Annotated in this window: 19 protein-coding genes; 9 read left to right on the forward strand and 10 right to left on the reverse strand. The window is 55.8% G+C overall.

The genetic code is table 11. The features are described from left to right. The first annotated feature begins 7 nt into the window (after positions 1-7). The 5 genes from AC0J4F_RS06390 to AC0J4F_RS06410 all read left to right on the forward strand — a co-directional run bounded on the left by AC0J4F_RS06390 (position 8) and on the right by AC0J4F_RS06410 (position 6,983). Positions 8-1,744, forward strand: coding sequence for an amidohydrolase (locus tag AC0J4F_RS06390; RefSeq protein WP_473025742.1), 1,737 nt, complete (start codon positions 8-10; stop codon positions 1,742-1,744). A 51-nt stretch (positions 1,745-1,795) separates the two neighbouring features. Then, the gene (locus AC0J4F_RS06395; RefSeq protein WP_473025743.1) at positions 1,796-2,638 is read left to right on the forward strand and encodes an efflux RND transporter periplasmic adaptor subunit; all 843 of its coding nucleotides are present in this window, start codon (positions 1,796-1,798) and stop codon (positions 2,636-2,638) included. 63 nt (positions 2,639-2,701) lie between these two features. Further along, positions 2,702-4,318 (forward strand): MFS transporter, encoded by a 1,617-nt coding sequence (locus tag AC0J4F_RS06400; RefSeq protein WP_473025744.1) that lies wholly within the window; start codon positions 2,702-2,704, stop codon positions 4,316-4,318. Between the two features lie 11 nt (positions 4,319-4,329). Continuing rightward, complete coding sequence (locus tag AC0J4F_RS06405) at positions 4,330-4,782, forward strand: (2Fe-2S)-binding protein (protein ID WP_473025745.1); 453 nt, start codon at positions 4,330-4,332, stop codon at positions 4,780-4,782. Between the two features lie 2 nt (positions 4,783-4,784). Next, a complete protein-coding gene (locus AC0J4F_RS06410; RefSeq protein WP_209002579.1) occupies positions 4,785-6,983 on the forward strand; it encodes a molybdopterin cofactor-binding domain-containing protein in 2,199 nt (732 codons plus the stop codon). 292 nt (positions 6,984-7,275) lie between these two features. Here the strand turns inward: AC0J4F_RS06410 and AC0J4F_RS06415 are convergent, their stop codons facing one another. The 3 genes from AC0J4F_RS06415 to AC0J4F_RS06425 all read right to left on the reverse strand — a co-directional run bounded on the left by AC0J4F_RS06415 (position 7,276) and on the right by AC0J4F_RS06425 (position 9,692). After that, positions 7,276-7,941: an FAD-binding oxidoreductase gene (locus tag AC0J4F_RS06415; RefSeq protein ID WP_133952513.1), complete on the reverse strand. Its 666-nt coding sequence runs from the start codon at positions 7,939-7,941 to the stop codon at positions 7,276-7,278. Positions 7,942-8,034: 93 nt separating this feature from the next. Beyond that, entirely contained in the window at positions 8,035-8,733 is a 699-nt protein-coding gene (locus tag AC0J4F_RS06420; RefSeq protein ID WP_133952512.1) for a gamma-glutamyl-gamma-aminobutyrate hydrolase family protein, read from the reverse strand. Next, positions 8,730-9,692: an amidoligase family protein gene (locus AC0J4F_RS06425; protein ID WP_473025747.1), complete on the reverse strand. Its 963-nt coding sequence runs from the start codon at positions 9,690-9,692 to the stop codon at positions 8,730-8,732. The genes AC0J4F_RS06420 and AC0J4F_RS06425 overlap by 4 nt, the downstream gene beginning before the upstream one ends. A 256-nt stretch (positions 9,693-9,948) precedes the next feature. Here AC0J4F_RS06425 and AC0J4F_RS06430 point away from each other — a divergent pair, with 256 nt between their 5' ends. Then, positions 9,949-10,695, forward strand: coding sequence for a Crp/Fnr family transcriptional regulator (locus AC0J4F_RS06430; RefSeq protein WP_409686739.1), 747 nt, complete (start codon positions 9,949-9,951; stop codon positions 10,693-10,695). Between the two features lie 24 nt (positions 10,696-10,719). Here AC0J4F_RS06430 and AC0J4F_RS06435 read toward each other — a convergent pair whose 3' ends face one another. Continuing rightward, entirely contained in the window at positions 10,720-11,088 is a 369-nt protein-coding gene (locus AC0J4F_RS06435) for a response regulator (protein WP_209176290.1), read from the reverse strand. A gap of 177 nt (positions 11,089-11,265) precedes the next feature. On the opposite strand from AC0J4F_RS06435, the gene AC0J4F_RS06440 reads away from it, so the two are divergent. Continuing rightward, the gene (locus AC0J4F_RS06440; RefSeq protein ID WP_473025748.1) at positions 11,266-11,562 is read left to right on the forward strand and encodes a hypothetical protein; all 297 of its coding nucleotides are present in this window, start codon (positions 11,266-11,268) and stop codon (positions 11,560-11,562) included. A 77-nt stretch (positions 11,563-11,639) separates the two neighbouring features. Here AC0J4F_RS06440 and AC0J4F_RS06445 read toward each other — a convergent pair whose 3' ends face one another. The 6 genes from AC0J4F_RS06445 to gdhA all read right to left on the reverse strand — a co-directional run bounded on the left by AC0J4F_RS06445 (position 11,640) and on the right by gdhA (position 15,542). Next, on the reverse strand, positions 11,640-12,725 hold the full coding sequence (locus AC0J4F_RS06445; RefSeq protein ID WP_473025749.1) for an AI-2E family transporter: 1,086 nt from the start codon (positions 12,723-12,725) through the stop codon (positions 11,640-11,642). Then, complete coding sequence (locus tag AC0J4F_RS06450; protein ID WP_473025750.1) at positions 12,712-13,131, reverse strand: hypothetical protein; 420 nt, start codon at positions 13,129-13,131, stop codon at positions 12,712-12,714. The genes AC0J4F_RS06445 and AC0J4F_RS06450 overlap by 14 nt, the downstream gene beginning before the upstream one ends. 2 nt (positions 13,132-13,133) lie before the next feature. Further along, the gene (locus tag AC0J4F_RS06455; RefSeq protein WP_473025751.1) at positions 13,134-13,478 is read right to left on the reverse strand and encodes an ElaB/YgaM/YqjD family protein; all 345 of its coding nucleotides are present in this window, start codon (positions 13,476-13,478) and stop codon (positions 13,134-13,136) included. A 183-nt stretch (positions 13,479-13,661) separates the two neighbouring features. Continuing rightward, positions 13,662-13,922, reverse strand: a complete 261-nt coding sequence (locus AC0J4F_RS06460; RefSeq protein ID WP_473025753.1) for a DUF7218 family protein — start codon at positions 13,920-13,922, stop codon at positions 13,662-13,664. After that, positions 13,919-14,164 carry a hypervirulence associated TUDOR domain-containing protein gene (locus AC0J4F_RS06465; protein ID WP_133952504.1) on the reverse strand — a complete coding sequence of 82 codons (246 nt, stop codon included), beginning with the start codon at positions 14,162-14,164 and terminating at the stop codon, positions 13,919-13,921. Before AC0J4F_RS06465 ends, AC0J4F_RS06460 begins: the two co-directional genes overlap by 4 nt. 34 nt (positions 14,165-14,198) lie before the next feature. Next, positions 14,199-15,542, reverse strand: coding sequence for an NADP-specific glutamate dehydrogenase (gene gdhA, locus AC0J4F_RS06470; RefSeq protein WP_473025754.1), 1,344 nt, complete (start codon positions 15,540-15,542; stop codon positions 14,199-14,201). Between the two features lie 231 nt (positions 15,543-15,773). On the opposite strand from gdhA, the gene AC0J4F_RS06475 reads away from it, so the two are divergent. Together AC0J4F_RS06475 and AC0J4F_RS06480 are read left to right on the forward strand one after the other, a co-directional pair. Then, positions 15,774-15,959 carry a hypothetical protein gene (locus AC0J4F_RS06475; protein ID WP_133952502.1) on the forward strand — a complete coding sequence of 62 codons (186 nt, stop codon included), beginning with the start codon at positions 15,774-15,776 and terminating at the stop codon, positions 15,957-15,959. A gap of 54 nt (positions 15,960-16,013) precedes the next feature. Then, positions 16,014-16,523: a Dps family protein gene (locus tag AC0J4F_RS06480; protein WP_209176282.1), complete on the forward strand. Its 510-nt coding sequence runs from the start codon at positions 16,014-16,016 to the stop codon at positions 16,521-16,523. Positions 16,524-16,815 lie beyond the last annotated feature (292 nt).

Genomic DNA, 16,815 nt, shown 5'->3' on the forward strand with positions numbered 1-16,815 from the left:
TGTGGTGATGGCGGACATGATCCTCTTTAACGGCAAGGTCACGACGATGGATCCGGAACAACCGGAGGCAACTGCCATCGCTCTCAAGGATGGATTGATCCTGGAGGTTGGCAGCGATGCCGATATCCTGCGGCTGAAGAGCGCCGGAACCGAGGTGATCGACCTGAATGGCCAGCGTGTCATCCCCGGCCTGATCGACAGCCACACCCACATCATCCGTCAGGGTAACAACTTTGCGATGGAGTTGCGCTGGGACCACGTGCCGTCCCTGGCTGATGGCCTGGCGATGCTCAAAGCCCAGGCGCAACGCACGCCTGCAGGCCAGTGGATCCGGGTGGTCGGTGGTTGGTCGGCCGATCAATTCGCTGAAAAGCGCCTTCCGACCATCGACGAGATCAATGCGGTCGCGCCGGAAGTGCCCGTTTATGTTCTGCACCTTTATGACCGGGCGTGGCTCAACAAGGCGGCGCTGCGTGCCCTCGGCATCGACAAGCATTTTTATGAACCATTCGTCTCCGGCCGTTTGGAGCGGGACGATCAGGGCAACCCTACGGGCCTGGCCATGGCGCGCCCGAACGCGCAGCCGCTTTACGCTTTGCTCGACATGGCGCCGAAGCTCGACTTCGAGCAGCAGATCACGTCGACCAAGCACTATTTCCGGGCCCTGAACGGGCTTGGCCTGACCTCGGCACTCGACTGTGCCGGCGGCTTTTTGAATTACCCGGATGATTACGGCGTTATCTCCGAGCTGAACAAACGCGGTGAACAGACCGTGCGCATTGGGTATCAGCTGTTTGCGCAGCGGCCGCTGTTTGAGCTCGACGATTTCAAGCGCTGGAACGACATTGTCAAACCGGACCAGGGCAACGACTATCTAAAATGCGTCGGTGCGGGCGAAATGCTCGTGGCATCGGCCTACGATTTCGAAGACTTTTCCTACCCGCGCCCCGAATTGCCGAAACGCATGGAGGGGGATCTGCGGCCGGTACTGGAATTTCTCCTGGAGAACGGTTGGCCAATTCGCTTCCACTGCACTTACGAAGAGAGTGCACATCGCCTGCTGACCATTTTGGAAGAGGTCGGTCGTGACAAAGGTCTTGAGGAGCTCAACTGGATCTTCGATCACGGTGAGACCATTTCAGAAAGCACCATGGAGTGGGTGACGCGTTTGGGCGGCGGGATCAGTTACCAGAACCGGATCGCGTTCCAGGCCACGGCTTATCGCGACCGCTATGGTGAAGCTGCACTGAATGATGTCATGCCGGTCAAGAAGATGATGGCCTCCGGGGCGCCGCTTGCGGCAGGCACCGACGCGACGCGGGTGTCGTCTTATAATCCGTGGCTTGCGATCCACTGGGCCGTGTCCGGAAAGGGCCGTGGCGGCGATGTTATCTGGCAGGCCCAAAACCGCTTTTCGCGGCAGGATGCGCTTCAGCACTGGACTGCGGCCGGGGCATGGTTCAGCCGCGAGCAGGGCAAGAAAGGCCAGATCAAGGCCGGTCAGTTTGCCGATATTGCCGTTCTGGATCGTGACTATTTCGCGATCCCGGAAGACGAGATCATTGAAATCGAAGCTGACATGACCTTCTCGGGCGGCAAGATCGTCCACGCTAAAGGTCCGTTTGCCGACCACGCTCCGGCGCCGCTTCCAGAACTGCCCGACTGGTCACCCGTCCCCGTCTTCGGTGCGCCAGGGGCGCCCAAAAGTCGGTTAAGCGGGTCGTCGCTTGTCGCTGCGGAATAGGCTTTCGGTGTGGGAGAGCGAAAAATCATGGCTGTTTTTCGGATGCATAGAATGGGAAAGGCTCGAGCTCTGTTACTGGCAGGGCTCTGCACCATTGGCTTTATGGTGTCTGCGGATGCTGAAACGCTCGAGTTCGATGGTCAGGTCGAGGCTGTTCATCAAGCGGACGTCTACAGCCGCGTCGAAGGGATCGTTGCCGAAGTACTGGTATCGCAAGGGGATTTTGTGGATGCAGGAACGGTACTTGCCCGACTGCAGCAAGATGTGCCGAGGCTGAAGGTTGCTGTGTCACAAGCCAGGCTTGCGCGGGCGAATGCGCTGTCTGAGCAGGCCCACGGTAGGTTGGCGAGAATACAACGCCTTACGACATCCGGAACTGCATCAGATGTTGCACTCACGGAAGCGAAGACGGATCTCGTGTTGGCCGAAGCGGCTCAACGCGCTGAAAGCGCGGAGCTTTCACTTGCTCGTACGGCGCTCGACGATACCGTGATCCGAGCGCCAATAGCCGGCTTCGTTGAAGATCCAAGAGTTCGGGTGGGCGCGTTGTTGGAGTTCAGCTCTGGAGACCCACCGATCTTTCAAATCGTGAATTTAGACCCGGTTCGGATTGTTTACGAAGTTCCATACGAAATCCGCTTGCGCCAAATGAAGGAAACCGGGGCGTCTACCGCGGATGAATTTCTTCAAAGTGTCCGTTTGCAAGTCATGACGACTGATGGGGAACTTCTAGCCCGCGGTCTTACTCCCACCGCGACAGCCGTCTGGGTGGATCCTGATACTGGGACAATACGCGTTTGGACCACTCTGGAAAACAGTGCGGGGGTCTTGCGCCCGGGTATGCGGGTCCGTGTTTTGTCAGAGGTGATCAGAAGCGGATCGGCAACGCAGTAAGCCGATTGCGAGCATCTAGAAAACCGAAGTTCTCAAGCGTTTAACAGGAACAGGCCGCTTGCCATGTCAACACTCACTGATGCCAAACCGGTCGTATCTGCATGGTCACCATTTGGGTATCGTGCTTTTGCGTTGCTCTGGGTCGCCACCTTGATCTCAAACATCGGCACCTGGATGCACGATGTCGGAGCTGGCTGGTTGATGACGACGCTGAATTCCAGCCCTGCGGTTGTCACACTGGTGCAAGCGGCGACGACGCTGCCGTTTTTTCTGTTTGCTTTACTGGCAGGTGCCTTGGCAGACCGGCTGGACAAACGGCGTATGCTGATTACGATCAACCTCGGGCTTTTCGGAGTAATTTCCGTGCTTGCCTTGCTTGTGTGGCAAGAGCAGATGACGCCCGTTTTGTTGATTGTGTTCACCTTTGTGATCGGCACCGGCGCGGCCTTTATGGCACCGGCCTGGCAGGCGGTCGTGCCGCAACTCATCCCGCGCGAAACCCTTAAGCCAGCGATCGCACTTAACTCCATGGGTATCAACATCAGCCGGGCCATCGGCCCGGCGCTGGCCGGTATCCTGATCGCCGGGGTTGGTCTGGCGGCACCTTTCGCACTGAATGCGGCCACACATCTGGTGATCATCGCGGCTCTTGTTTTCTGGCGGCCCGAAGCTGCGCCCAAACGAACCCATCACGGATCCATTCTGTCCGAAATGGTGACCGGCCTGCGTCATGTCCGGTACAACGGCCCGATGCTCGCCACTCTAGTCCGTGCGGTCGCCTTCTTTGTGTTCGCATCGGCGTATTGGTCCCTGTTGCCGCTCATCGCTCGGGGTGTGGCTGACGGGGGATCAGAACTCTACGGAATGCTTATGGCCTTGATCGGTGCAGGAGCTGTCACCGGTGCCCTGTTTCTACCGCGTTTGACGGGCAAACTAACATCCAATCAGACAGTGCAGCTCGGCACGCTCGGTACAGCGGCTGCCCTTGCAGTACTCGCATTGTCGGCAGAATCCTTCGCCCTGATGGCTGCGGCTTTCCTTGGTGGTCTCAGCTGGATTGCCGTGCTCACCTCGTTCAACGTGTCTGCCCAATTGGCATTGCCTGACTGGGTCCGTGCCCGTGGTCTCGCCGTTTTTCTGATGGGGTTCTTCGGGTCCATGGCCCTGGGGTCCATTCTGTGGGGACAGATTGCGACTGCGACTTCGGTACCGATCACGCTGCTTATCGCGGCGACAGGATTGATCGCCGGAATGATCCTGACGCGCAAGGTGGAGGTCGGACAGGCCGAATCCCTGGATCTGTCGTCCGCCAACGTCTGGCCGCAGGCTCCAGCCTTGGATCCCGGCAGTTCGGTGGATCAGCCTGCCATGGTCACGGTTGAATACCGAATCGCCGAGGCGGATCGTGCCGGTTTTACAGCCGCCCTTCAAAACTTTGCAAAAGAGCGCCTACGCAATGGGGCCACGCGATGGGATCTACACCAGAGCGTGGAGGACCCGGAGATTTGGATCGAAAGCTTCCATCTGCCGAGTTGGGCCGAGCACCTGGAACAACACGCCCGCGTAACGCGTCATGATGCTGACTTGCAGCAAAGCGTGCGCACATTCGATATCCGCGAAAGCGGTCCCGTGGTCCGGCATTTTGTCGTGCCCCAGTCCGCAACACCGCAGCCAATCTAGGAGATTTTGGAATGACAAAGTTTATCCTGAACGGTCGTCCCGTTGAGTACACCAATCCGCCTGAAGAAATACTGCTTCTGATCCTGCGCGATACGGCAAATCTGAAAGGGACCAAATACGGCTGCGGCGCAGCGATGTGCGGTGCCTGTACTGTCCACGTCGACGGAGAAGCCATGTTCTCTTGTCAAATGTCGCTTGCCGATGTTGAAGGGGCTGAGGTCACCACGATCGAGGGTCTGTCCGAAGATGGATCGCATCCTCTCCAGAAGGCCTGGGTCGAAGAGCAGGTTCCCCAGTGTGGCTACTGCCAGTCCGGCCAGATCATGCGCGCGGCTGCCCTGCTTGCGGAAAACCCGCAGCCAAGCCGCGAAGAAATCGTCGACACGATGAGCGCGAACCTGTGCCGGTGCGGGACCTACAACCGCATCTTCAAAGCTGTCGAACGTGCTGCGAAGGAGGCTTGATCATGACCAAGGCGAATGAAGCTCTGACCATATCCCGCCGACGGTTCGTGCAAATGGCCGCTGGACTATCCTTTGCCATCGACCTGAGCGGTGTGTCCGCGGTGCGTGCGGCCACCTCCGCCGGGTCGTCTCTGGATGTCAATCATTGGCTGACAATCAGGCCCGACGGCACGATTTCCATCGTCTTTCCGTCAACGGAAATGGGCCAAAGCAGCTACTCGACCCTACCGCAAATCCTGGCAGAAGAACTTGATGCCAATTGGGATGATGTGGTCATCGAACAACTGAATGCTGATGACCGCCGGTTCGGCAATCCCCTGTTCGGCAATGTGCTTTATACGGCCGGCAGCACGGGTGTGCAGGCCTATTTTGACCCGATGCGCCGCGCCGGTGCGCAAGCGCGCGACGTCCTTCTGCAGATTGCCGCGCGCGAGCTTGGCGTTTCAAAAGAAGAACTGCGGACCGAGCCGAGCGCCGTTGTGGCGCCGGATGGCACCCGCCTTGGCTACGGCGAGCTGGTCGCCCGCGGTGCAGACGGCACGTCTGTCCCGGAAGCCGATGCGGTCAAGCTGAAGGATCTATCCGAGTTCCGGATCATCGGGCATGATGTGCCGCGTCGGGATGTGGTGGCAAAGTCAACTGGAAAGGCGGTCTTTGCCATCGATGTGGATCTGCCGGACATGGCGTATGCCACGGTCTTGCGAGCCCCAGTGGAGGGCGAGCGCCCCTTGACCATCAACGACACGCAAGCGCGTGCCGTTCCGGGGGTTCTGGATGTCGTCGCGCTGCCGGATGGCGTGTCGGTCGTCGCAGAGAGCTTGTGGAGTTCCTTGGGCGCGCGGTCCATGTTGGAGGTGACCTGGAGCGAGGACGCACCGGCGCGAGCCTTCAACAGCGAAGAAACGCTCCGGCTTTACGCCGAAGCTGCGGGAGATCCCGAGGCCGAACAGGCTGTCTGGGCGGAAAAAGGAAATGCGCCAGCAGCCATTGCAGCTGCAAATCAGACCTATAGCCAGCTCTATCTGTCGGACTACGCCTATCATGCGCAGATCGAACCGATGGCTGCCGTCGCAAGTGTTGATCCTGACGGTCAGGGAGCCGAAGTCTGGGCCGGGACCCAAACCCAGTCCTGGACAACCCGAACGGTGATGGACGTCCTGGGCATCGAGCAAGACAAGGTGCGGCTCAACATGATGACCATGGGCGGCAGCTTCGGCCGGCGGACTGCCTTCGCGCAAGACTATGTGCGCGACGCCGTGCTCAGCTCAAAGGCGGTTGGACGTCCGGTGAAAGTTATCTGGACCCGGGAAGATGATGTCAAGAACGGTACATTCCGTCCCGCGGCTGCCCAAAGGCTGGAGGCAGGCCTCACGGCCGACGGGAAACTGGATGGCTGGCATCACAAGGTGGCAACGCCAACGGTGATAGGGTTTTTCAACCCGGTGCGCTGGGATGCGGTCAAACCAAATGATGTGATCTCCATGCGCGGTGCGGAGAGCAAGTTCTACGGGATCAAGGATTTCCGGGCCGATCACATCATCACGCCGCGGCAGGCGCGTCTGGCACCTTACCGGGGGATCGGGGCAGCCTATACCAGCTTTGCCGCCGAAGCCTTCATGGATGAACTCGCGGAGCAAGCAGGCCGCGATCCACTCGACTTCCGGATGGATCTTGTGGCTGACAATGCGCGGGGCCGCCATCTTCTGGAAAAAGTCGCCGAGATGTCGAACTGGTCCAATCAGGATGGCCGTGCCCTCGGACTGTCCTTTGCCGGCTACAGTTCTTCGATGGCCGCGGGTGTCGCCGAGATCGAAGTGGATCAATCCACGGGCGATATTGCCGTGAAACACTTCTGGGCTGCGGTCGACGCGGGTCTCATTGTCTCTCCGGACAACGCGCATAACCAGATCGAAGGCGGCATCATTTTCGGCATCTCAATGGCGTTGCGCGAAAAAATCGATATCGAAAATGGCGAAGTCGTGCAGAACAACTACTGGGATTACGAGATTGCGCGGGCCAACCAAATCCCTCCGATCGAGATCTATATGGCCGAGGTCGACGCCCCGCCGATCGGGGTTGGGGAGGTGGGCACGCCGATGGTGTCGGCCGCGATTGCCAATGCCTTCCACCGGGCAACCGGGCGGCGTTTGCGGCATATGCCGTTCACGCCGGATCGTGTGCTGGAAACTATCAACGCATAGCTCAAGCTGGGCCTGAGTGTTGCTGAAAACATTTGCCGGGACTGTGCATCGTAGAAGGCGCGGTTCCGGCAAGCTCTGTTTGACACAGTCCCACTCGCAAATGCCAGGATCTGCGTTTAGACCGAGCTCGCCAATGCTTAGTCAGTGTTAGCGTTTGCAGACTTCTTTGTGCGCAGATTCTGCGAGGTTTAGTTGCCTCGGCTACAGCAGAAGGACATCCTTTTTGCGCATAAAACGTTGGGGCTTTTGCCCGACCTTTCGCCTGCAGTCCACGCACATGCCTGACCAGACATCAGTCTTCCGTGACGATCATGTCGGCGGAGACGCCGAGTGTTTTCAAGTTTTCGATTACAGCGTCGACCATTTTCTGCGGACCGCAGACATAGAACATTTGATCCGTGGTCCCGAGAATGTCCTTCAACGCGGCTTTGTCGAAATGCCCTTCACGCATGCCGTCTTTGCTCTCGTCGCTCAGCGCATAAATGACCTCAAGACCGGCCATGTCATCCAGTTCATCCCTCAAGATGATATCATCTGACGTCTTGTTGCCGAACAACAGCCGATGCCCGGACAGTTGGCCCTTTTGCTTCAGGTCCCGGAGGATCGCCAGGAACGGCGTAATTCCCGCACCACCTGCAATGAATGTCCCTGGTCCCTTGTAGGTGATTGCGCCCCATGGATCATCAATCAGAAGTTTCTCGCCAACTTTTACATCATCGAGCTTGTTGGTCACGCCATCATGGTCCCGATATGCTTTGATGGTGAATTCCAGAACGTCGTCGTCCGGCAAGGAAGTGAAGGTGAATGGCCGCGGTTCTTCCCGCCACTTTTCACGGTCAATCCGCACTTCGGTCGCCTGACCTGGTTCAAATGAGAACCCATCAGGGCGGGCTGTCGTGAGTGCCCAAACATCATGAGTGACTTTGGATTTCTCCAGGATTTCAACCTTATCGGTCATTAAATTCTCCTTCTATGCCCGGCCAGAGTGGGTCTGGTCCAGGCAGGTGTTTGTTTCGGTTCAGATGGTTTGCCGGCAGATCAAGCGCGCCTGTCAGGCCGCGAGTTCGAAATATTCGCCGGTGTCTTTCCGATTTTTTGCGGCCTCAACGAGCCATTGGAACAACCGTTGTTGTGTCTTCGAGAACGGCATCAATTCCGGATGCCATTGGACACCGATCACGGGTTTTCCGGATCTGGCTTCGATCGCTTGCACGATCTCGTGGTCGTCCAAGGCTGAAACCCGCAGACCACGCCCTGTCTTCTTGATGGACTGATGATGGAGCGCATTGACCCGGCACCGCCGCGTTTGAAGGACAGATGCAAGCCATGCATCACTGGCAATACCAATTTCCTTTCGAGGCAACACCGTGCGAAGTTTGGGCGCGGTCTCAAAGACTTCCCAAATATCCGTGTGCAGCGTCCCGCCCTGGCTCACATTGATCATTTGCGCGCCGCGGCAAATTCCAAGTACCGGGATTTCCAGTCTCACAGCCTCGGGGATGAGCTCTGTCTCCAAAGCGTCGCGATCCGGATCAAGGCGCACATTCGGGAGCAATTCCCCACCATAGACAGAGGCGCTGATGTCATCGCCGCCGCCAGCAATCACGCCGTCCAGCTCAGTGATCGAATACCCGGTTTTCGGGGTGATCCGTCGAGACTGCCCGCCGGCCCGCCATATCGCGAAAGATATGGCAAGATAGGATCGCCAGCCGCCGGTTGCCGATGTCGATACGCCAATGAGTGGTTTCATGAGCTTTTTACCCGGTTGATCAATCGTTTGGCAGCCCCCAGAAGCCCGTCCGGCTGTTCGTTTTCAGCACGCCAACTTTCCAATTGGTTCATGAGTTCCTGCTGGTCGGCTGCCAGCTCTTCGACGCGCTTCCATCGTTTCCATTCCTCGGCAACGGACCATGTGGCGTCTCCAATGCGTGCGTCGGGTAGCCGGTAATGAAATGCCGGACGGACGGCCTTCGGCTCTTTGCCAATCGCCTCCTCCACGCATCCTGCATTTAGCGACGCCAGAAGCGGCAGGAGATCCAACTCCCTGTTTTTGTTGGGGTTGGCTGCGCAATAGTCGCGTATGAATGTTTCCAGGTCCGGCTGATAAGCCGGATCAAGAACAGTCCGCTCATAGTCAGACGGGAACCTTGCAATGAACGGCAAAAGCTTTCGGGTCGGATCCGGCTCAATTTCTTCGCGCAACTTCGGGGCCATAAGCAGGTAAGCCTGCAGGACCCTCAATAGGGCTTCGACGGATTCGCTCTTCCATTCGATGTTCAGGTGCAATCCGCAAGCCAAGTGTGGCTGCTCATTACCCATTGCGCCTGCATTCGCGAGGGCCCGTACAAGCGTATCCACGGTCCCGAGATCGGATAGGAAGATGGGCGCGGTGATGAGTTCGGTCGGCACAATTGATGTGCCGAGGTCACCAGCGATTTGGCGCGCCTTTTTCTGGGCGTCCGTATCGTCTTTGCTGGTATGGACATACTTGCTGTCAAGCTCGATCGTGACGGTGCCGAGAGACGTGCCATGGATTTTATAACGATGGGCGTCTACTTCCTTGGTATCTCCGCCGACGATTTCGTGGACCACTTTTGCCGCTTTTGAGGCAGACAATCCGCCGAATTCGATTTCGACGCCTACGCGGCGATCGCCTGAATTCAATTCGGCAAAAACCGCGTCTGCATCATGGTCATTGTCTTCACGCATATCTGTCATCATCGCTTTCGTCATTTGACCAGTTAACGCGCGAGGATCGATTCGGTTCCAAAGAGACCTGGCTTAATCAGGTTCGGATGGAGCAGGTTTTGGGCTTTGCTGACGGAAAAATTTGGAACGGATATGCTTTCCGACCGTTTCTTCAGGTGTTTAACTGACCTATTCGCAATCCCGACTGCGCCGTATGACCGGTCAAGGTGCTCATAAAGGTGTGGGGGCGCGATCCACGGGATGCGGAGACCAACCAATGACGGACAGCATGAATTTTCAAACAAAGTGCCATGCATGCCCCCTCAGGCAAAAGAACGTTTTCCGCCCGTTTGAAGACAAGGAACTGGACTTCGTCACCAAATTCAAAACGGGCGAACTTCAGGTCGAGGCCGGTTCAACCATCATTTTGGAAGACAACAAGACGCCCCACATCTACACCCTCCTTGAAGGGTGGGCCTTCCGGCACACATCGCTGGCAGATGGTCGGCGCCAAGTCTTGAATTTCGCCCTGCCAGGCGATCTTCTTGGGCTGCAGCTCGCTGTCTTGAATGAAATGCAACACACAGTTACGGCGCTGACTGACACGACGTTGTGTGTCTTTCAAAAGGACAAGGTCTGGTCGGTTTTCAAGGATTATCCCGGCCTTGCATTTTCCATGACCTGGATGGCATCGCGCGAAGAACAGCTGATTGACGGCCACCTTCTGAGCCTTGGCCGTCGCAACGCTCAAGAACGGCTCGCCTATTTGCTCCTGCATCTCCACGACCGTGCAGAAACAGTCGGATACGCTCAGAACCAGTCGTTTGATGCACCCTTTACGCAGGCACACCTTTCAGATGCACTCGGTATTACACCGGTCCACACCAACAGAACCATCCGAACATTGCAGAGCGAAAACTATTTCAGCTGGAAACAGAACCGGATCCGTATTCTGAACAGGGAAGGCTTGGAGGATCTTGCTGCCTATGAACGCGATGTCAAAACACTCCGGCCGTTGATTTAACATAGTGGCCCGAGCAGCTTTCCCCTACAGCAATTCCAGAATTTGTTCCTTTGTGTAGGGCTTGCTGAGAAGAGCGTGGCTTTTGAACTCATGCGGCAGAGTATCAGTATCGCCGTAGCCGCTGGCGAAAACAAATCGCGTCCCGCGTTCAATCAATAGCCGGGCGAATTTTAGGCTCGTTTCGTCGCCCATACGCACGTCAAGGATAACGAAGCTGAAAAGGTTGCCTGTCAGCGCGTCCAATCCATCAGACAATTTGTTCAACACAACCACAGGCGCAAAGCCGATTTCTTCCAGCATCATTTGGGTGTCGAGCGCGATGATTGGATTGTCTTCAACAATCAACGCTGCGCCGCTCGGCTTTACGTCAGATGCTATCATTTCATCGGTCATTCATGTGCTCGCCATACGCCCGCTGCCAAGACAGCAACGTTGCACAATGCCTCATATCGCGCATTAACATAAGTTATATGCGCTTGATAAATCACCTCTTTTCCACTTATGGCGTGTCAGAGTGATCTGAGTGAAACTTTATCTTAAGTTGTGCGTTTAATAAGCGGAGGTAGTGATATGATTACTTTTCGCAAGCGAGTTCTTACGCTCAGTACACCTGTGGTTATTGTGGGAACTCTATTCACCAGTGCTCTTGCTGCTACAGAATACCTTTATGAAGACGAGGGTGTTGATACAAACCCAGTTATTGCAGCTGCGGAGGTGCAAGACACGTTCTCTAGCGGGAAAGGTGACTTGAAGATTTCCCTCGACGATGTTCACAAACGCCCGGTCCGCTGTGTGTCCAGCATGCAGCAGACAACATGTATCGGCTGGCCGCTTGCAAATGGTATGATTGCGCTAAACTCAGATTGATTTGCGTGCACACTGAATAAAAAACAGCTGCTCGGAAAAGTCCGAGCAGCTGTTTTTTTATTCTAACGATCCGCCTGTCATTCAGACGGATCATTCGAAATTTCATATAGCGTTACCCCTGCCAAAAGGGCTGGAACGGCAATGAAACCACCGATTGGACCCCAAAGCCAAATCCAAAATGCGATTGTCAAGAATACGAGAAATGGGTTGAGCGTCATTGTCCGGCCGAGAACCGTTGGCGTGACGAACTGCGCCTCAAAAAGATTGATAAGCAGATAGACCATTGGCGGCAGGAGAATTTCCGGAATTGAGTTTCCAATCGACAGCCCCACACCTGTCATGATCAGCACCATGATGGCCGGGCCGATGTAAATTACATAGTTAAGCACACCCGCCAGAACGCCCCACAAGACCGGTGACGGCACACCGATCAGCCAAAGAGCCGCTGAAACGGCGGCTGCCAGACCGACATTCACGCAAGTAATGGACAACAGGTAAGTCGAGAGCCGCTTTTCGATCCGTTGAAACGCAATTGCCATGCGATACCGTTTTGTTGCCGGAGTTGACCAATCGACAGTAGATCGGAAAACTCGCGGCCGGGTCAGGACGAAGAAATAAAGGCTAGCGAGAAACAATATTATCTGTGCCATGAAAGTCGGGGCGAAGTAGAAAACGCTCTCCACCGGCGACGTTTCATCGACGCTAACCTGCATGTTTCCGGATTGGCCCATCGCATTGCGGAGTTCTTCCTGCAGACTGCTGATGGAGGCAAACAACCCCTGCCAGGAAACGAGCTGGCTTTGCAGCTTGGCCCAGATCAACGGCAGTTTGTCGAGCCAGTCAGACAACGGCACCATAAATGCTGCGCCGGCGGTCGTGATGAGCAAGATAAACAAAACCACCATTAAGGCCGCCGACACCCATGACGGTATGCCAAGACGGCCAAGACGATCCGCCGCAGGTCCGAACAAGGAACCGACCACGATCGACAAACAGACCGGCGCAAGAATGACCTTGCCCACATCCAGCGCAAACACAAGAGCCAGACACGCAAGTATGACAAGGGACATACGCGTGGCTGGATCTGCAATCCCAACTGGTGAGGCTGATACATTTGCGTGAGCTTCGGGTGGAGCGTGGTGTGCCATATCAGGTCCCGTCATCTCCGCCGCCCCGCGCTGCAAAAAGCGCAAGTCCACCCAATGCGGCAAGGGCGATGATGCTCTTTCGATTGGTCAGTTGTGGGAGGACTGAAACTGCTGCTGCTATGGCCAGCCTTTGAGCCGCGCGGCGTTTCGCGCTGCGCCGCTCGTCGATTTTCTTCAAGACCGCTAAAACAATGAGAAGGCCGAGACCGACGCCAATCATTCCCAGGGCGATGGCCAAAGCAGCGCTCAAGGCTCCGAGCTGTTCAGAAAGATAAATGCCAAGTGCGGCAAGACCGGCCAGATAGGCCGTGCCAAAAGACGCGGCAGCAATCGCCATTATAACGATGTTGCGCTTCGTCCGGCGCACCATCCCGCGCAGGTCGCGGGATGCCGCCGAGAAGGCGAGGGGGACCGACCGCATGATCAACGGCGGATCAAAGCTGCAATCAGGAAACCGACACCGGCCGCAATTCCCAGGGATTGCAAGGGGTGGCGGCGGACTTCATCGGTCACGGCCCGCTCATAGGATTTCAATTCACGGGTCAGATCATCGAGCGCGTCCTGAGACATTTGCGTTAGATCTTCACCTGCCGCGGTCGCACGCGATTTGTATTCCTGGCTTTTACCAGACCCGTAATTTTTGAGTGAGCCGGCAAGCGCGGCAATGTCCTCGCGGATGCGCTGAATGTCGGCTTCAATATCACTGGCATTCACCGCGTCGTTTGCAGTCTTGGTCGAAGAAGTGGAAGTGCTTTTGGCAGTTGCCATGAAATGCCTCCAATTAGCTCCGGAAAACCCGGGGAATGTCCCCGAACCGCCGGTGGGAAATGTTGTGTTCAAGCAGCTCCATGCTGCTCGATTGGGGCTGGAGCGCATAGGTCCAACCCTCTGTAAACTTGGAGGTCAGACAAAAGTTCCCAGCACTTGGGAAAATTCAATTGGAAACATCAATCAGTCCCGAAGGGCGCCAATCAACTCGTCTTTGGACATTTCTGATCGGCCTTCGATTTCCAGTTCTCTCGCCCGCTCGTAGAGCTCTTCCTTGGTCCAATCCTCAAAGGGTCGCTGTGACCCACCCTTTTCAGAAGGCGATTGGTTTTCATTCGCCTGTGCGTTGGCGATACGAGCCGCTTTTGACTTTCCGTAGCCCTCACGCCGCAAGGCGTCATAGGTTTCTTCGTCCTTGATGCTCGGGCGATCCTTGCTGCTCATTTTCCATCTCCTTTCTTGATCAGCGTCAGTTCACTCGCGGATTTGAGAACCCTGTCGCCATCATCCTGTCGCAGCGTGTAAGCGGGGTCTTCAGGGGTCGCGCGCCGCTTCACATCCGTGCCCTTGATGTTGAGACAGATGTCCTCCGTGTGCGTGTCGACCACCGTGGCCTCACCCGTACCCTCACCCCAGTTCCAAGCGACCCGGTCTCCCTTGCTGAACGGTTCGTGCTTTTCAGTCATTGTTTTTCACTCTCCTTTTCACAGCCGCACTGGGTCAGAAACTTCCGAATGAATGAAACGCATGTGCGACACGTTTGAATGCAGCCAAATTGGCTCCGTCGACGTAGCTGAGCTGCTTTTGGCCCGTATCTGCAGAAACGATCTCGCCGTGGATCTGCTTCATGATGTCCCGAAGCTCCTGGTCGACCTTTTCCGCGCTCCAGCTTTGCCGCATCGCATTTTGGCTCTGCTCCAAACCACTGACGGCGACACCACCCGCGTTTGCGGCCTTACCTGGTGCGTGGAGGATGCGTTTTAGTCGAAAGATCTCCGAAGCTTTTGCAGTCAAAGGCATGTTGGCGCCTTCGCAGACAGCTGAAACGCCGGCCTCTACGAGTGTTTTGGCCGCATCTTCGTCCAACTCGTTCTGTGTTGCGCAGGGCATGGCGATGTCGCATTCAAGGTTCCAAGGTGTTTTGCCTTCGTGGAACTTGCCAATAGACAGATCCGACAAGCGTCCACCCTTGCCTTTGAGGTTTCTGACCTTGCCGAGATCTTTTTTAGTCAGGCCGTCCTTGAATTCCAGCACCCCATCGGAGTCGCTCACACTCAATACCGTGGCGTCCATATCGATGGCCTTTTCCGCAGCATGAAGCGCGACGTTGCCAGAGCCACTGATGGCGATCCTCTTGCCCTCGATTTCCATATCGTTGTGGGACAGCATCTCACAGCAAAAGTAGACACAGCCGTAGCCGGTCGCTTCCGTTCGAACAGCGCTACCGCCGAAATTGCAGCCTTTCCCAGTCAAAGCGCCATGCCATGTGTTGGAAAGGCGGAGATAGTGGCCGTAGAGCAGGCTAATTTCCCGTTCACCTACGCCGATATCGCCCGCCGGCACATCGATGTCCGGGCCGATATGACGTGATAGCTCCGTCATGAAGGATTGGCAGAAACGTTCGATTTCGGCCGGGCTTTTTCCTTTGGGATCGAAGTTTGAGCCGCCCTTCGCCCCACCCATTGGCAGACCGGTCAAGGCGTTCTTAAAAATCTGCTCGTAGCCGAGAAACTTCAGAATACTTTCCGTAACGCTCGGCGCGAACCGTAATCCGCCCTTATAGGGGCCGAGAATATGAGAAAACTGGACACGCCAGCCTCTGTTATGCTGGAGCACGCCTTTGTCATCGCGCCAGGAAACGCGAAACGAAATGACGCGATCCGGTTCCGCGAGCCGCTGAAAAATTCGTGATTTTCGAAAGTCTTTTTGCTTTCCGTACCAGCCACCGATGGACTGAGCCATCTCGTCTATAGCCTGCAGAAACTCTGGCTGGTCAGGATTTGCGCTAGTAATTTCATCTAACAAATCATCAATCACACTGTTTTTCTTCAATCTAACCTCCATGCGTTTAAATATAAGAACGCGCGAAGTTGTTTCCGGTTCCGTATATCCATTAAATGAGACGGCGTCTATGTTGTGTAATTCGCATCTGATGCCGTCTTCTTTCGATGCGAACTAGATATATTTTTTCATATGAATTCAAAAAAACTTAAAATTTTTTCCGGAACGCTTTTCGTATCTTTGCATTTACACACCGAGCCCGTTCTAGAAACTCACGCTTAGGAGGTGGTCGAAATGGTCACAGAACACACGAAGCGAACTGCAGAAGAAGCCCGTCAGGGTGAACGCGGGCGGCCGGTCGTAAAAGTACTCGCCGCAAGCCTGTTCCTGGCTGTTGTGACGTTTGCCGGTCTTGGAATTCTTCAGACCGCAGGTGTGGTCCCGACAATCGGTGCCATCGAGTCGCCCGAGAAATACTAATGCGGCGAACCACTGCGATCTTGTCTAGAGCGCTGAAATTACAAGGGAAATCAAATGTCTAACGTATTGAAGGTTGAAACACCGAAAAGTGAACCCATCAAAACCGGCGTTTCCGCTGACGTACGCGCTCAACTTGCCAAACACTTGTCGGTAATGCTGGCGGAAACTTACATGCTGACGGTGAAGTCTCACCTGTATCACTGGAACGTTGTCGGCCCGCTCTTCAAGTCGATCCACGACCTGACGGAAGAGCATTATGAAGACATGTTTGCGGCCACCGATGAGCTTGCGGAACGCATTCGAGCCCTTGGGCACCGGGCTCCGGTAAACGTTCAGGATGGGAAACTCAACCTCACCATCCAGTTGCCATCTGGCGGCATGCCGGACGCCCATGACATGATTGCCGACCTTGTCGAGAGCCATGAAACGATCTCCGCGGAGATGCGGGATATGGCGACTTACGCGGGCGACAACGGTGATGTTGTCACTGAAGACCTTTTGACGGAGCGGATCACGTTCCACGAAAAGTCCGCTTGGATGCTGAGGGCACTCATCACCGAATAAGCTGTGCGTTCAGATAGAACGAATTAAAACCCTGCCGCCATCCGTTTTTCCGGGTGGCGGCAGGCCCAGTTTAGAACTGCAAACAAATGTGCGATGTTATGAATTCAGTTCCCCAACGTTTCGCCGGTTTCCGGTCTGTCGAAGGCCTTCTGAACGATCTGGGATTGAACCGAGCTCAAAAGAAATCAGCCCTTTTGTCTTGGCGGACCAGACTCCTGCAATCCCCCAACATGACTGAAGGTGCCGTAGACCGTCAGGCAATACTGCACGATATCGAAGACGCGCTTCAGCG

Source organism: Roseibium sp. R5 (genome assembly GCF_055755305.1).

What these genes read in the sequence shown, in the direction of transcription:
- AC0J4F_RS06390 (WP_473025742.1), top strand. Translation starts at nt 8, where the DNA reads ATGGCGGACATGATCCTCTTTAACGGCAAGGTCACGACGATGGATCCG.
- AC0J4F_RS06395 (WP_473025743.1), top strand. Translation starts at nt 1,796, where the DNA reads ATGGGAAAGGCTCGAGCTCTGTTACTGGCAGGGCTCTGCACCATTGGC.
- AC0J4F_RS06400 (WP_473025744.1), top strand. Translation starts at nt 2,702, where the DNA reads ATGTCAACACTCACTGATGCCAAACCGGTCGTATCTGCATGGTCACCA.
- AC0J4F_RS06405 (WP_473025745.1), top strand. Translation starts at nt 4,330, where the DNA reads ATGACAAAGTTTATCCTGAACGGTCGTCCCGTTGAGTACACCAATCCG.
- AC0J4F_RS06410 (WP_209002579.1), top strand. Translation starts at nt 4,785, where the DNA reads ATGACCAAGGCGAATGAAGCTCTGACCATATCCCGCCGACGGTTCGTG.
- AC0J4F_RS06415 (WP_133952513.1), bottom strand. Translation starts at nt 7,941, where the DNA reads ATGACCGATAAGGTTGAAATCCTGGAGAAATCCAAAGTCACTCATGAT.
- AC0J4F_RS06420 (WP_133952512.1), bottom strand. Translation starts at nt 8,733, where the DNA reads ATGAAACCACTCATTGGCGTATCGACATCGGCAACCGGCGGCTGGCGA.
- AC0J4F_RS06425 (WP_473025747.1), bottom strand. Translation starts at nt 9,692, where the DNA reads ATGCGTGAAGACAATGACCATGATGCAGACGCGGTTTTTGCCGAATTG.
- AC0J4F_RS06430 (WP_409686739.1), top strand. Translation starts at nt 9,949, where the DNA reads ATGACGGACAGCATGAATTTTCAAACAAAGTGCCATGCATGCCCCCTC.
- AC0J4F_RS06435 (WP_209176290.1), bottom strand. Translation starts at nt 11,088, where the DNA reads ATGACCGATGAAATGATAGCATCTGACGTAAAGCCGAGCGGCGCAGCG.
- AC0J4F_RS06440 (WP_473025748.1), top strand. Translation starts at nt 11,266, where the DNA reads ATGATTACTTTTCGCAAGCGAGTTCTTACGCTCAGTACACCTGTGGTT.
- AC0J4F_RS06445 (WP_473025749.1), bottom strand. Translation starts at nt 12,725, where the DNA reads ATGACGGGACCTGATATGGCACACCACGCTCCACCCGAAGCTCACGCA.
- AC0J4F_RS06450 (WP_473025750.1), bottom strand. Translation starts at nt 13,131, where the DNA reads ATGCGGTCGGTCCCCCTCGCCTTCTCGGCGGCATCCCGCGACCTGCGC.
- AC0J4F_RS06455 (WP_473025751.1), bottom strand. Translation starts at nt 13,478, where the DNA reads ATGGCAACTGCCAAAAGCACTTCCACTTCTTCGACCAAGACTGCAAAC.
- AC0J4F_RS06460 (WP_473025753.1), bottom strand. Translation starts at nt 13,922, where the DNA reads ATGAGCAGCAAGGATCGCCCGAGCATCAAGGACGAAGAAACCTATGAC.
- AC0J4F_RS06465 (WP_133952504.1), bottom strand. Translation starts at nt 14,164, where the DNA reads ATGACTGAAAAGCACGAACCGTTCAGCAAGGGAGACCGGGTCGCTTGG.
- gdhA (WP_473025754.1), bottom strand. Translation starts at nt 15,542, where the DNA reads ATGGAGGTTAGATTGAAGAAAAACAGTGTGATTGATGATTTGTTAGAT.
- AC0J4F_RS06475 (WP_133952502.1), top strand. Translation starts at nt 15,774, where the DNA reads ATGGTCACAGAACACACGAAGCGAACTGCAGAAGAAGCCCGTCAGGGT.
- AC0J4F_RS06480 (WP_209176282.1), top strand. Translation starts at nt 16,014, where the DNA reads ATGTCTAACGTATTGAAGGTTGAAACACCGAAAAGTGAACCCATCAAA.